At 34.6% G+C, this 14991-nt stretch carries 15 protein-coding genes; 3 read left to right on the plus strand and 12 right to left on the minus strand.

Going from position 1 to position 14991, the window contains the following annotated elements:
- Positions 1 to 184 precede the first annotated feature (184 nt).
- Positions 185 to 1513, plus strand: coding sequence for a phosphomethylpyrimidine synthase ThiC (gene thiC, locus ACW9XH_RS04915; RefSeq protein ID WP_457759533.1), 1329 nt, complete (start codon positions 185 to 187; stop codon positions 1511 to 1513).
- On the opposite strand, the gene ACW9XH_RS04920 is transcribed toward thiC, so the two are convergent.
- The 10 genes from ACW9XH_RS04920 to ACW9XH_RS04965 form a co-directional block, all read right to left on the minus strand.
- Complete coding sequence (locus ACW9XH_RS04920; protein ID WP_457759534.1) at positions 1496 to 1900, minus strand: NUDIX domain-containing protein; 405 nt, start codon at positions 1898 to 1900, stop codon at positions 1496 to 1498. The two genes, thiC and ACW9XH_RS04920, sit on opposite strands and share 18 nt — an antisense overlap.
- Before the next feature lie 5 nt (positions 1901 to 1905).
- A complete protein-coding gene (locus ACW9XH_RS04925) occupies positions 1906 to 2757 on the minus strand; it encodes a prephenate dehydrogenase/arogenate dehydrogenase family protein (RefSeq protein WP_457759535.1) in 852 nt (283 codons plus the stop codon).
- Positions 2754 to 4124 (minus strand): aminotransferase class I/II-fold pyridoxal phosphate-dependent enzyme, encoded by a 1371-nt coding sequence (locus tag ACW9XH_RS04930; protein WP_457760012.1) that lies wholly within the window; start codon positions 4122 to 4124, stop codon positions 2754 to 2756. The genes ACW9XH_RS04925 and ACW9XH_RS04930 overlap by 4 nt, the downstream gene beginning before the upstream one ends.
- A gap of 4 nt (positions 4125 to 4128) precedes the next feature.
- Positions 4129 to 5226, minus strand: a complete 1098-nt coding sequence (gene aroC / locus ACW9XH_RS04935) for a chorismate synthase (protein WP_457759536.1) — start codon at positions 5224 to 5226, stop codon at positions 4129 to 4131.
- Positions 5227 to 5554: 328 nt separating this feature from the next.
- Positions 5555 to 6823 carry a 3-phosphoshikimate 1-carboxyvinyltransferase gene (gene aroA / locus ACW9XH_RS04940; protein WP_457759537.1) on the minus strand — a complete coding sequence of 423 codons (1269 nt, stop codon included), beginning with the start codon at positions 6821 to 6823 and terminating at the stop codon, positions 5555 to 5557.
- Complete coding sequence (locus ACW9XH_RS04945; protein WP_457759538.1) at positions 6813 to 7667, minus strand: shikimate kinase; 855 nt, start codon at positions 7665 to 7667, stop codon at positions 6813 to 6815. The genes aroA and ACW9XH_RS04945 overlap by 11 nt, the downstream gene beginning before the upstream one ends.
- Positions 7667 to 8488, minus strand: coding sequence for a shikimate dehydrogenase (gene aroE / locus ACW9XH_RS04950; RefSeq protein ID WP_457759539.1), 822 nt, complete (start codon positions 8486 to 8488; stop codon positions 7667 to 7669). The genes ACW9XH_RS04945 and aroE overlap by 1 nt, the downstream gene beginning before the upstream one ends.
- 50 nt (positions 8489 to 8538) lie before the next feature.
- A complete protein-coding gene (gene aroD, locus ACW9XH_RS04955; protein WP_457759540.1) occupies positions 8539 to 9210 on the minus strand; it encodes a type I 3-dehydroquinate dehydratase in 672 nt (223 codons plus the stop codon).
- The gene (locus tag ACW9XH_RS04960; RefSeq protein ID WP_457759541.1) at positions 9207 to 10265 is read right to left on the minus strand and encodes a 3-dehydroquinate synthase II; all 1059 of its coding nucleotides are present in this window, start codon (positions 10263 to 10265) and stop codon (positions 9207 to 9209) included. Before ACW9XH_RS04960 ends, aroD begins: the two co-directional genes overlap by 4 nt.
- Entirely contained in the window at positions 10258 to 11040 is a 783-nt protein-coding gene (locus ACW9XH_RS04965; RefSeq protein WP_457759542.1) for a 2-amino-3,7-dideoxy-D-threo-hept-6-ulosonate synthase, read from the minus strand. The genes ACW9XH_RS04960 and ACW9XH_RS04965 overlap by 8 nt, the downstream gene beginning before the upstream one ends.
- 157 nt (positions 11041 to 11197) lie before the next feature.
- On the opposite strand from ACW9XH_RS04965, the gene mqnC reads away from it, so the two are divergent.
- Positions 11198 to 12316: a cyclic dehypoxanthinyl futalosine synthase gene (gene mqnC, locus ACW9XH_RS04970; protein WP_457759543.1), complete on the plus strand. Its 1119-nt coding sequence runs from the start codon at positions 11198 to 11200 to the stop codon at positions 12314 to 12316.
- On the opposite strand, the gene ACW9XH_RS04975 is transcribed toward mqnC, so the two are convergent.
- On the minus strand, positions 12311 to 13753 hold the full coding sequence (locus ACW9XH_RS04975; protein ID WP_457759544.1) for a menaquinone biosynthesis decarboxylase: 1443 nt from the start codon (positions 13751 to 13753) through the stop codon (positions 12311 to 12313). The two genes, mqnC and ACW9XH_RS04975, sit on opposite strands and share 6 nt — an antisense overlap.
- Positions 13754 to 13793: 40 nt before the next feature.
- Positions 13794 to 14168, minus strand: a complete 375-nt coding sequence (locus tag ACW9XH_RS04980) for a hypothetical protein (protein WP_014964742.1) — start codon at positions 14166 to 14168, stop codon at positions 13794 to 13796.
- Between the two features lie 63 nt (positions 14169 to 14231).
- On the opposite strand from ACW9XH_RS04980, the gene ACW9XH_RS04985 reads away from it, so the two are divergent.
- Positions 14232 to 14984: a trans-sialidase gene (locus tag ACW9XH_RS04985; protein WP_457759545.1), complete on the plus strand. Its 753-nt coding sequence runs from the start codon at positions 14232 to 14234 to the stop codon at positions 14982 to 14984.
- Positions 14985 to 14991 lie beyond the last annotated feature (7 nt).

A 14991-nucleotide genomic window follows, 5' to 3' on the forward strand; every position in this document is an offset into this window, starting at 1 on the left:
CTTCATACTGTAAAATTCCCTTCCACAATGTCTGCATTCTCTACTTGTTCTCACATGATCTTATACTCCCTATGCCATAAAAGATCGATCGTCATTCTTAATATAGTGCCAAAATATTTTATGCGATCGATATTTTTTATGGTTTTCACGATTGTTTAAATCAGGCAAGGACATAGAATACGTTATGGCAACTCAAATGACTTCCGCACGACGCGGAGTGGCAACTGATGAAATGAAATTAGTTGCTAAAGATGAGGATGTCTCACTTGAATGGCTAATCCCTAAAATTGCAAAGGGGTCAATAATTATCCCTAGTAATAATGTAAGACCTCAAAAAATTCATAATGTTGGAATCGGTAAAGGTTTGAAAACTAAAGTCAATGTCAATATTGGAACTTCTACCTTAAATGTAAACATTGAGGATGAAGTTGAAAAAGCTAAAGTCGCAATCAAATATCATGCTGATACTATTATGGATCTTAGTGACGGTGGAGATGTTAAAAAAATACGTCAAACACTAATGGATGTTGCACCTATAACTTTTGGAACTGTTCCGATCTATGAAGCTTACAACTATGGTGTTGAAGTTCACAAAAATCCTTTGAATTTAACTGAAGATGATTATCTAAATGCGTTTGAAAACAATGCAAAAGATGGTGTCGATTATACTACAATTCATTGTGGTATCACAAAAGATATTGCAAAAAGAATTCTCAAAGTGCAAAGATATGGCGGTGTTGTGAGCAAAGGTGGAACAATCACTGCTGCATGGATGTTAAAACATGATAAAGAAAATCCATATGTAACTCATTATGATTACATGATGGAAATTGCCAAAAAATATGATGTTACATTTAGTCTCGGTGACGCATTAAGGCCAGGCTCAATTTTGGATTCTCATGATGAATTACAAGTTCAAGAGATGATTAACATCTCTCGACTTACCAAGCGTGCACATGAACATGATATTCAAGTAATGGTTGAAGGGCCAGGACACGTTCCACTAAATGAAGTTGCTGCAAATGTGAGATTGGCAAAATCACTAATTGGCGATGTCCCGTATTATGTTCTAGGTCCATTAGTTACTGATGTTGCATCTGGACATGATCATATTGCTAGTGCAATTGGTGCAGCTGTTTCTGCAAGTGAAGGTGTTGACCTTTTATGTTATCTCACTCCTTCTGAACATTTAGCATTGCCAAATGCAGAGGAAGTAAAGGCTGGATTAATTGCTTATAGAATTGCTGCTCATGCGGGAGATCTTGTAAAGATTCGTGATAAAGTTATCAAATGGGATATGGCAATGACTGAAGCTAGACGTACCTTGGATTGGGAGAAACAATTAGCACTGTCAATTGATCCTGAAGGGGCTGCAAAAATTCATAGTAGAACCGGACAGCATCCTGGAAATAATGTACCTTGTACTATGTGTGGTGGTGCTTGTGTCTACATGATGTTGCCACAACAGAAAAAATATGAAAAAGAAAATGAGAATTTACAACAAGTTGAATAATACTTTTTGAAGACTGGGGACTGTTTCATAATTTTCTAATTCTTCAATGTTGATCCACTTAAAATCCGAATTTTCCCAGTTCAGTTTGATTGTGGGGTTATTGGATTCAAATAAAAACGGAAATATTTCCCATTCGTGATTTTTGTATTGTGGGGAGTTGATTCTAATTTCTTCACTAGATTTGATTAGTGTAATTTTATCTTCTGTAATTCCAACTTCTTCAAAAATTTCAATTTTTGCTCTGGTAAATGGATCTTCATTATTTTCAATAATGCCGCTTATTCCTGCCCATAACCCCTTCATGGATTTTACTTTGTTACTTCGTTTTAAAATTAATAATTTGTCATCATTTCTGATGAACGATGTAACGATCTTTGTAAAGCGCATGTCGACTATTTTTCAACTGCTTTTACCATTTTTGTCATTCTTTTGTAGGATTCATTAACATCTGTATGTTTGGCAAGTCTTTCTTGGCATTCTTTGATGTAATCTATTACTTCTTCTGTTTTTGATTCTTGAACTGCTGTTAGAAGTCTTCCAATATCCTTCCAAAGTTCTTCAGCAACTCTGCGAATCTCTGGGTTTGCAATTATTGTCTCAATCAGTTCTGGGGATTCAGTCATTATGCTTTCTGCCAATGTCTTTTGAACTCTGAAAGTTGTACCTGACATTTTCTCCGTGAGGTTCATCTTTTCATCTTTTGAAATGATATTTGCAAATACTAAATTCATTAAATGTGTTAATCCTAAAATTACTGCTATCTTTTTGTCATGTTCCGCAGCATCTATTGTAACAAAGTTTGCTCCTTCGAATAATGTTTTTGCAACTGTTAATTCTTTTTTGGCATCTTTAATTGGAACTGAAATGATATTTTGACCTTTGATTGTTTTAGTTCCTGGACCGAACATTGGATGAATGCAAATAGGGTTAATTTTTGCTGGCATTTTTGATAATGATGATACTACTTTGGATTTTTCTGATGAAATTTCAATGAGATACGTATCTCGTTTCATCTCTTTTGCAATCAGTCTGATTATTTCAGGGGTTCTTCTAGTAGGTGTACACAACACAACATAATCTGCTTTTAAAATACCTCCTACTAGTGATTCTGTTATTTTGATATCTTTTCCAGAAACTTTATTTTCTGAATCATATCCTGTTACTTGAAATCCTTTACTTGTAAAATATTTTGAAAACCATTGTCCCATTTGACCCCCTGCACCAATTACTGTAACTTGCTTCATTGATTATCCCTCACCATATTACTTAGTATATTCATTCCTTCAACTAATGTTTCTTTATCTTGACATGCAGATAATCTGATAAAGTTCTTGTAATCTCCAAATCCCTCTCCTGGGGCTACTGCCAAACCTTTCTCTAGAGCACTATTGGCAAACTCAACTCCATTGAAACCTTCTTGATTTATTCTTGCAAAAATATACATTGCGCCATCTGGGACTATGAAATCTAATCCTATAGTTCTTGCTTTATCTGCCAACATATCTAGCCTGTTTTGCACCGTATTAGTATTATCGGATATGTCTGCTTCAAGGGCTTTCATGGCTATGTATTGAATTGGTTCAGAGACATTTGTAAGGCATAATGCCTCTAATTTTGCCATTTTTTCAATAATTTTTGAATCTGCAATACCGTATCCTATTCTAAATCCTGTCATTGCATGCGATTTTGAAAACGACTGTGTAACGATACTTTTATCATAATTATAACTTAGAATGCTTTTCCAATTTGTCTTTGCATATTGTGAATAAATTTCATCACTGAGTACATAGAGATTATTTTTCTTTGCTAATTCAACAATGTCATCTTGTAATTTTTCATTTAGAATTTTACCTGTAGGGTTATTTGGATAATTCAGAACAATCATTTTTGTATTTGAATTAATTGTACTTTTGATCTGTTCTAATGATGGCTCCCACTTGTCTTCAAAAGTTGTGTTGATGGTTCTGACTTTAATTCCTGAATTTAATGCACAATCTTTGTATGCCGGCCATGCAGGCTCAATTACAATCATTTCATCTCCTGGATTCAAAAGAGTAGTAATTGCTGTAAAGATTGAAAATCTTGCACCTGGACTTACAATGATGTTGTCTTGTTGAATATTTGCATTGAATTTTTTTGATATGTATTTTGCAAGTGCTTCTCTAAACACTGGCATTCCTCTTGCTTGACCATATTTTAGAAATCCTTTATCAAAAACTTCTGCTAGTGCATCTTTTACAATCTTTGGTGGTAAAAAGTCCGGCTCCCCTACTTCCATATGTATAATTTTTTTCCCTTGCGCTTCAAGTGATTTCGCTTTTAAGAAAATTGAAAGATGTGTTTGCTTATTGACTGATTGTACTTTGACTGATTCATTTAAAAGAAAATTTAAAAATTTTGTAGCAATTGTTTCATCCAATTTGATGTCGTTGCATAATGAAATCACTTTTCCACGTAAGATGTCTTCTCTTACTTCATCTGTTACTCCTTTCCCGATATTTTTTTTGACCTCGCCAATTTCTTTTGCAATCTCTGTTCTAGTTTTTAGTAACTCTATCATTTTTAGAGTAACCTCATCCATTTTGTTTCGAAGATCGTTGATATCTGACATTTTCTTATAGAACTGGTTTGATTGCTCCTGCAAGGAGTGCATGATCTGCTATTGTTAATGCTACAAGTGAATCTACTACTGGTGGGGCTCTAGGTACAACGCATGGGTCATGCCTGCCTTTGACTTGGAGGATTGCTTCTTTTTTTGTCTTAATGTCTATGGTTTTTTGTTTTTGAGCAATAGATGACGCTGGCTTGAAAGCAATTCTCATAGTGATTGGCATCCCATTTGAAATACCTCCTAGAATTCCTCCTGATCTGTTTGTTTCTGTAACTATCTTTCCTTTTTTTACAGTATACAAGTCATTATTTTCTGAACCATAAAGTTCTGAACCTTGAAATCCTGAACCAAACTCTATGCCTTTTACAGATGGAATTGAAAAAATTGCTTTGCTTAAATCTGATTCTAATGAACTAAAAATTGGTTCGCCTAAGCCTACTGGAACATCTGTTGTAATTGATTCGATAATTCCTCCAAGTGAATCCCCTTTCTTTCTTGCATCTAGAATATTTTCTCTCATGGTTTTTGCTATTTTAGTTTCTGGGCATCTTACTTCATTTTTATAAATGGAGCTGATCATTTTTTCATTAAATTCTCTTTCCATCTTTATTTTTCCAATCTGTGATGTGAATGAGTTTGTTTCAATACCTAATGTTACTTTGAGTAATTTTCTTGCGATGGCTCCTCCCATAACATGAGTTGCTGTTAGTCTTCCAGAAAATCTTCCTCCTCCCCTATGATCATTGTAATGATTATATTTCATCATTGCAGGATAATCTGAATGACCTGGTCTTAGTTTTGTTTTTAAATTTTCATAATCTTTTGATTTTTGATCAGCATTCCAAATTACCATTGTAATTGGGGCACCTGTTGTATGACCTCTAAAAACTCCTGAAATAATTTCAACAACGTCTCCTTCTTTTCTTTGAGTTGAAATTAGATTTTGACCTGGTTTTCTGAGGTCTAACATTTTTTGAATATCTTTTTCATCAATTTCTAATCCTGCTGGACAGCCATCCAAAACTGCGCCAATTGATTTTCCATGACTTTCACCAAAACTTGTTAAAACAAGACGCTGACCAATAGAACTTCCAGGCAACATAATATCAAGATTAATCGATGTTTATAATTCCTCATTCTGAAATTTGCCTGATATATCGTATGTTTGAGAATTTTTTGATTTTATATTATTCTTATTTAAAAATTATATAATTATTCAATAAAATATGAAATAATTATAATATATTCTTAAATATAACGATAACATACATAATATATGCAAAATCATGTAAATTATAAAGAATAATTTGCGTGGCCCTGCGAAAAAAACATGTTATCTGCGCAAAAGCGTTGTGGGTGAGGAGAATGCTTTTCACTCTATACAGGGTCGCGCCTTTTATCTCTCAGAATAATTTTTTTAAAAAATAATTTCAACTGATTTGAATTTTTGCACCCATACGATTCATCTCTTCGATAAAGTTTGGATATGACACTTCGACTGATTCTGGATCTGAAACGGTACAATTGCCAACATGCATTCCTGCAATGCAAAATGCCATGAATAATCTGTGGTCTTCATCTGATATGAGATCAGCTCCAGAAATATTCTCAGACGCTTCTAAAATCATACCGTCTTCTTTTTCTTGGACTTTGATTCCAAGTTTTACTAGTTCTCTTGAAATAATTGCAATCCTGTCTGTTTCTTTTAATCTTGCATGTTTTACGTTGAAAATTTCAATTGGAGCAGATGAACATAATGCTAAAATTGCAAGTGGTGGAAGAAGATCGGGAGAATTATTTAAATCAAATTTTCCTCCGTTTAGTTTTTCAGGCGATTTAATTTTTATTTGATCATCACTCATAATAATTTTAACTCCTAACTGTTCTAAAATATCTATGAATACTTCATCCCCTTGAGGTAAGTTTCCAATATTTCCGTTTATTGTAACATCTTCTCCATTTAGGACAGTTGCAGAAAGAAGTAGAGCAAGACTAGAAAAATCTATTGGAACCGTAAATATCGTTTGTTTATAGATTTGAGGGGTTATGTTGTATCTTTTGTATGGAATTAATGTTTGTACTGTAACACCAAATTTTCTCATTGTAGCAATTGTTGCATCCAGATATGGTTTTGAAACTAGATTCCCTTCTATAGTTAGATTGATTCCTTTTTCTGTTAGTGGTGCACAAATTAATAATGCTGAAATAAATTGACTTGAAAAATTTCCAGGAATTTTTACTTCACCGCCAACAATTTTTCCTTTAATTTTGATTGGTGGTTTCCCATCAGTTGAACTACATTGTGCTCCGATACTTGATAATGCATCTAAGAGAGGCTGCATGGGTCTTTTTTGTAAACTTGAATCTCCAGTAAGTATAATTTCTTCAGAAAATAAACTGGCAATTCCTGAGGCTATCCTAATTGTGGTACCTGAGTTTTCAGTGTTTATTTCAGACACTTTTGTGCCTATTTTTATTGGATTTTTAACAATAATTACTTCATTTGCAATCTCAATTTCTGCTCCAAATTTTTTGCAGGCCTCAATTGTTGCTTTTGTATCTGCTGATAATAATACATTCTCAACCCTACTGTTATTTCCAGCAAGTGATGCGAGAAAAATTGCTCTATGTGTATAACTTTTGTTTGGAGGACAAATAATTTGTCCTGAAATTTTTGATTTTTCAATTTTACACTTCATGAACTTCGGCCTTTTTATTACTGATTTTTGAAACGATGATGTTTCCTTCTAATGTTGAAAATACTTTTTTAATTACTGCTTCATTTTCTTTTTTTGTAATTGCTGCAATTGATGGACCGTTGCCAGAAACTGATGCTCCTAGGGCTCCTTTTTCAATTAATTCTGTAATTATTTTAGGATCTGAATTCAAAATTGATGCAGTAGCTAATCCATTTATTATCATTGCATCCCAATAATTTGCTTTTCTGGATAACTCCCATGCATTTTCAAATATGGATGAAAGTATTTTGAGTTTTTTTAGATTCCCTCTTTTCCTATTTCTTGGAATAAATATTACTGCAATTAAATTTGTTGGACCTTTTTCAAATTGAATTCTTTTTTTCTTTGCATTATCTGTAACATTGAATCCCCCATAGTAACAAGAACATGCATCATCATATGCTCCTGTAATGCTAACTTTTGATTCAATTGATGCATCAACACCTGCAAGTAATATTTGCTGATCAGTTAATTTGGGTTTGAAAATTTTTGCACATGCTAAAGCAATTGCTGAAGAGATGGCACTTGAGCTTTTCAATCCATATCCTGTGGGAATTTCCGAATTCAATGTAACTGAAATTTTATTTTGTTCCAATTCTTTTTTTGAGACAATTTTTTCTATAGTTTTATTGATTAGGCGAGAACTAAGGCTCTTGTTTTCAGACTGAATAGAAATCCCTTTCCCTGGACTCGTCTCTATTATGGCTTCAACTTTTAATGCAATTCCTAATGTAGCTCCCTTTTGGTTTGCAATTGCATTTACTAATGAAACTGCTCCATGGACTGTAGCCTTTGCTTTTGCCATCAAAATCCTCCTAACAGTGCTTTTTTCATGGCATTATAAGGTGCTTCTATGCCGTGCCAAATCTCAAAAGATCTCACTGCTTGACCTAGAAGCATTTCATAACCGTAAATTATGATTGCTTTTTCTGCTTTTGCTTTTTTAATGAAATCAGTATTCATTGGTGCATATACAATATCATATACGATTGTTTTTTCATTAATTCCATGTAGTGAGATTACACTAGGTTCATTTTTCAGACCTATTGATGTGGCATTAACAATAATGTCATAATTTTTTGCTGTATCTTTAACGTCTTCAATTTTCATGGCATTTGCATCCAGTCCTACTGTTTTTGCAAATTCTGAAAGAGATGATGCTTTTTCTAATGTTCTATTTGCAATTGTTATGCTCTTTGCTTTTTCTTTTGCAAATCCTGCAACTATTGCTCTTGCGGCTCCTCCTGCTCCAATTAAAAGAACCTTGGTTCCTTTGATGTTTAATTCTCTTTTCTTAAATGGCTCTAAAAATCCATCCATGTCTGTGTTGTATCCTTTTAGAACTCCTTCTTTGTTTGACACTGTATTGACAGCTCCGATCAAACTACATGATTCGTCCATTTTATCTAAATATTTCATCATCTCTATTTTATGTGGAATTGTAATGTTGAACCCATCTATCTTGATTTTTTTTAATCCTTCTATTCCTCCTTCTAATTCTCCTTTGGGAATTCTATATCCAATATATGATGAATCTAAATTTAATTCTCTAAATGCGGCGCTGTGAATATTTGGTGATAATGAATGATCAATAGGATCTCCAATTACTGCAAATGATTTACCCATCTTATTTTCTTGAGTATTATGATTGATTTAAACTCTCAACTATTGCACTGTTATTTTTTTAAATTTGTTATTTTTTTTACTTCGTCCACACTAAACTGTCCTGGAGCAATTGCCTTTCCTAGTGACACGTATGTGTATGGGCTGCCTAGATACAGGCACAAAATCCTTGAAATTCTACCATAATCTCCCATCGCAAATGATATCAAATTATTTTTTCCTTTTTTACTGTACAGTTCTAACATTCTAGTTGAATCATCTGTTGATTTTGCAGTACTCACTATTTTTACATTTGATGAAAATTTACTCATTTGAGCTATCTTTTTTTTTAATTCTGCTGAACTTGGGGTTTTTTTAAAATCATGCCATGAAACAAGTAGTTTTGTTTTTGTTGATTTCAAATATTTTGTTAGTGCTGAATTTTTTCTCAATGTGTTAAATTCTATATCTATCATGAATGGATTGTATTCTGCAATTAATTTTATAATTGCGATTCTTTCTTTTTCATTTCCTAAAAATTTTCCACCTTCATTTTTTGGTCTTAATGTACATACCACTCTGCTGAGATCTTTCTTTATCATTTCTAGTGCTTCTGGAATTTGATTCACTTTTAGAAAATCAAATCTTACTTCGACAAAATCTGATTTTGAAAGTGCAATTTTTAATGTTTTTTTAGTTTTTGCAGGTGTAAGTTCTGCAATTGAAACACATGTTTTGTATTTCATTTTTCTAAGATGTACTCATCAGAAACTTCCATTCCAAAATGTCTGCCTGTAGCAGGTTTTGAATGAACCATAACTGTATCTCCTTTCTTTAGATGGGTAACTGAAACTAGCTGTCCGTTTGATTTTACAAAGCGAATTGTCTCTGCATCTTGTGCAATAATTCCTCCTGTTTCTCCTCCCACAGTAGCTTTGATCATTAACATTGGTCTGCGCTCAATCTTTGATCTTCCTACTGTGACTCTTCTTGCTTTGCCTTTTGAATTAAGAATTAGCACTTCGGAACCGGTTTCTACTTCTGAGAGATAATTGGTTGTTCCATCAGGAGATAATGTATAGCAATGAACTGCACCTGCGTTTACTCTAAATGGTCTTGGTGATGTAAATGATGATCCTACTGATTCATTATGAACTAGAAACAAAAAGTTTGATCTACTTCCAATTAACATTCCCTCTCCTTTGTGAAGCATAGATGCAGTATCTACACAAACCCGTTCGCCATCTCCTACTTCTTTAATTTCTGTAATCTTTGCTGGTTTCATATCAAAACTCTTTGTTCCCAAGTATACCATGACTTCGCGAACTTCATTAATTGATGATGTGCTAAATATTACTCCGTCTACCCCTACTTCTAAAATTGAAAACATCTTTCTGACTTCTTCCGGGGTTCTGGCAATGGCAAAGATTTTGGTGTGAATTTTATGTAATTTAGCAATGATGTTTTCTAGTGGGATTATTTTCCAATCTTTTACTTCTATTATTACAAAGTCTAACCCTTTTTTGGCTATGTTGAGAACATTATCAATATCGGCGTTTGATAGAATTTGAAACTTTCTTCCAATTTTTTTACCCTTGGGTTTTGGTCCATCTTTTTCTAATACGACATAGTTTGCTGTACTAGAAGGAAATACCGTTTGAAGTTTTGTTTTTTTATTGCCTAGTTTTTTTGGATCAAGATACACCATCTTGATTCCCTCTTCTTCTAATTGGGGTAGAAGTTTAGATAATTGTGCTTGTGACACTTTAGGTGAAATTATTAATTCTCTTGATTTACTCAATTCTTTTCATTGCTTCCTTTGCTGTTCCTTTTCTGAAAATTATTTCGGCTAATGCTTCTACCATTTTTTCAGGTGTTTTGTGTGCAAAGATGTTTCTACCGTATGTAACTCCTTTAGCTCCTGCAGCCATTGCATCTTCGGTCATTTGAAGAATGTCTAAATCTGTTTTAGCTTTAGGTCCGCCAGCAATTACAATTGGAACTGGTGTAGTCTTGACAATTTTTGCAAACGAATCAATATCACCTGTGTATAATGTTTTTACAATATCTGCACCACATTCTGCTCCAATTCTTGCAACATGTCCAACAATTTCTGGATCATGTGGGTTTTTGATATTCTCGCCTCTTGGATACATCATTGCTAAAAGTGGCATTCCCCATTTGTGACATTGATCTGCCGTCATTCCAAGCTGTTCTAACATCTCTGGTTCTTCCTTACCTCCTATGTTGATGTGTAATGAAACTCCATCAGCTCCCATGGCTGCTGCTTCTTTTACAGTTCCAGTTAACATTTTGCGATTTGGTGCTAATGATAATGATGTGCTACTTGAAAAATGAACTAAAATTCCTATTTTGGTTGGTTTTGGCAATGCTTTGAGAATTCCTTTGTTGATGATTACACTTGTTAATCCGTGTCCTTCACATTTGTAAATTGTAGATGCTGGATCTTCAAGGCCTTCGATAGGTCCATTTGAGATGCCGTGATCCATTGGAATGCATAGCATTCTTCCTTTTCTGAGAATTCGATTAAGTCTAATTTGATTTCCTGATACCATGATTTGATCTGATTTTTGTGCCCTACTTAAAAATAACGTGAATCTTTGAACTCATATTTCTTAAAAATTGTGCACAAATCACCCATTTTGTTTATTTCTTTTTCTGTTCAATATTTCTACCAAGGATTAAATAGAAATTCCAAAGGATGAAGATCACTTGAGTCAGACTATTGAACAAATACAAAAAACCGACATCAAAGACATTTTGGAAAATTCTCTTAATGGTAAAAGACCTGGACCTGAGGATTGTTTGAGATTATTGGAATCTGATGACGTTCATTTGATGGGTCTTACTGCGGGCCATTTAACAAGAAAACAGTTTGGCAAGAAAGCCTCTTTTGTAAATAATATTATTTTGAATTACACTAATGTCTGTATTACTGATTGCAAGTTTTGCGCATTTTATAGATCTCCTGGGGCTGAGGATTCTTACACATTAACACTTGATGAAATTGAAGCTAGGGTAAAAGCTTCTTGGGATATGTTCAAGATTCGCCAAGTCTTGATTCAGGGTGGACACAATCCTCTCTTAAAAATTGAATATTATGAAGATGCATTTAGAATGATTAGAAAAAAATTCCCTTTAGTTGGAGTTCATGGATTATCTACATCTGAAATTGACATGATTGCAAGAGTTGAAAAATCTTCAACTAAAGAAATCTTGTCAAGATTAAAAGATGCTGGTTTACAATCAATTCCGGGAGCTGGCGCTGAAATCTTGACTGACTCTGTTAAAGAAATTATTAGTCCAAAGAAAATTTCTAGTGCTGATTGGATTAGAATTATGGATGAAGCACATTCTGTTGGTATTCCCGGTTCTGCAACTATGATGTATGGTAGTGTAGAAAATAACAATGATATTGTTGAGCACTTTTACAAAATTGTAAAACTTCAAGAAAAAACCCAAGGCTTCATGGCCTTTATCCCATGGAATTTTGAACCAAACAATACCTTGATGCAAGAAGAAGGCATTGTGGAATATGGGACAGGTGGTATCCAGCTATTGAAAATGATTGCAATATCTAGACTTGTACTTGATGGATTAATTCCTCACATCCAATCTTCATGGTTAACTAACGGGGTTGGCATGGCTCAACTTGCCTTGCAATATGGGGCTGATGACTTTGGAGGCACACTAATTGGAGAAGAAGTTGTTTCATGTACTGGTGCACGTTCAACAGAACTCACTGATAAAATAATTGTGGATGCAATTCATCAAATTGGCTATCAGGTAGAAGAGCGCGATAATTTCTATAATCCTATTTCTATATTATAATCCGTAACTTGACCATTTAGCATCTACAAGATCTTTTGTCTTATCATCAACTTTGACTTGTTGTTGAATTTCCCTTTCATATCCTTCTTCTTTGGTTTTTTGAGTTGCATCAATTCCCATTTTAGAACCTAAATTTACCAGTGGTGAAGCTGGATCTAATGTGTCTGTTGGGGTATTGTTGATTATTGTGGTGTCTCTTGCTGCATCTGCTCTTGTAGTGATTGCCCATATCACATCGTTGATATCATGAACATTGATGTCCTCATCTACTACTACAAACATCTTTGTGAGTGACAACTGCCCCATTCCCCAAAGGCCCATCATGACTTTTTTTGCTTGACCTGGATATCTTTTCTTTATTGAAATAATTGCAAATCCTTGGAACCAACCTGCAGGTGGCATACTAAAGTCTACTACTTCTGGATGAAACATTTGAATCAGTGGTAAAAATGAACGCTCAATTACTTTGCCAATAAATGCATCTTCTAGAATTGGTTTTCCAACCACTGTTGTAACGTATATTGGATCTTTTCTTCGCATAATCCCTGTTAGCGTGAATGTTGGATATGGTTCAACTGGAGTATAGTATCCTGTGTGATCTCCAAACGGTCCTTCATCTCTAATGTCTGCAGGATCTACATACCCTTCTAAAACAATCTCTGCATTTGCTGGGACATCCAAATCAATTGTTTTACATTTTACAGTTTTGATTCCTTCTTTTCTTGTAATCCCTGCAAAGAGGTATTTGTCTAGTCCTTCTGGAACTGGAGCAATTGATGAAAATATTGTAGCAGGCTCTCCGCCAATTATGATTGCAGTAGGTATTTTCTCTCCTCTGTCTTTTGAAATATCACTATGGTGAGCCCCCCTCTTGTGTTTTTGCCAGTGCATTAATGCGTGAGTTTTATCTACTATTTGCATTCTGTAAACACCAAGATTTCTAACTCCTGTTTCTGGATGTTTTGTTGCAACCAATCCCAATGTGATGAATCTTCCCGCATCATCGGGCCATGATTTTAGAATTGGTAAATCATCAAATGATGCATCACTTGATGTGATCTCGGTTACAGGCCCACTTGTTTCTGATTTGGGAAATGAAGCAGTCATTTTAGTAAGTTCTGGAAGTTTTTTAATTTTATTTAGTAATCCTGATGGCATGTCCATCTTTGTCATGTCTGCTATACGTTGACCAATTTCAGTAAAGTCAGTCATTTCTAATCCTATCTCCAATCTTTTCATAGAACCAAATGCGTTTCCTAAAACTGGCATATCGTATCCTTTTACATTTTCAAAAAGTAGGGCTGGACCATTAGAGTACATTTCACGTCTCATAATTTCAGCAATTTCTAAATCTGAATCAACTTCTGTTTTAATTCTCTTTAATTCTCCATGCTTTTCAAGTTCTACGATGAAATCTCTGATATCCTCTATTACCACGTTAACTCACTAGTCAAATCAAGTATAAGCTTAACTGGTTTTACATTGGTGGTAGTTCTGTTTTTCTATCATGTCCGCCAGAACCGAATTTGCAGTAAAAACATAATTCTGATTCCATATACTTTAACTGCTCTACTTGAATTGCACCAAGTTTTAGTGCAATTTTTGTTAGAATTTTATATTTTAGTGGCATTGCAGGAATTACTTCATCCATGTAAACTCTATAGTGATCGGGACAAAATTTTAGAGTGACTTTTGACGGTTCTTTGCCTTTTTCATTAACTTGTTTTGTAAAATTGATCTGTTCTCTAATGTATTCATGCTTTGGACATGGACAATCTTTTCCACCTGGATGCTTGTAGGCTGGAGTATTCTTCCAATCAAAATCTGGAAATTCTTTTTCAAAGTCATCCATGCCATCAAATACTCGAATTAGCATATAAAACTTGATCAAAATTAGTTGGCGTAATCAACCCAAATGTACATAAACCCCGGATTGTCCATCAAAATTATGGCAGCTGCTAAAAAGCAAACAAAACAAGATCTTGAATCCAAGATTGCCGAATTAGAAGCAAAGCTAAACAAACTTTCTACTCAGCTAGAATCAAAACCAGCTGAAGTAAAGCCAGCAGAAACTAAACCTGCTGAGGTAAAACCAGCTGAGAGACCTGCAGCAACTACCAAACCAAAAGGTGTTCTACCAAAAGGAATGGAAGCAAAACCCGCAGAGACTAAACCAGCTGAAGTGAAACCAGCTGAGAGACCTGCAGCAACTACCAAACCAAAAGGTGTTCTACCAAAAGGAATGGAAGCAAAACCAGCAGAGACTCCAAAACCAGCTGAGACTACATCACAACCTCCAGCAACTGTACAAGATGCACTAGAGAATGCATACATGACTGCTCCTATGACATCATTCCATGATTACAGAGCCAAAGTCACAGGTTATTCTCCAGCTCCTAACAGATACTTTGTTAGAAGAACTGCTCCTGTAGGAAAAGTTCCAACTCGAAATTGGAATGATCAAAAAGCAACATTGACTGGTTACACAGCACCATCAAACCAGTACTTTGCAACAAGAGCAAGAATTGCATATCATCCTGCTGATAAGACATTTGGAAGTTTTAGTGGAATCAACATGTCCGTTGAAGGCGTTGCTGCACAAGCACAACAAACCCCAACACCTGAACCACCAAAGCCTAAAAGAGGCACACTTCCAAAAGGTTTCTAATTCAATT

Source organism: Candidatus Nitrosopumilus sp. bin_32a (genome assembly GCF_054095935.1).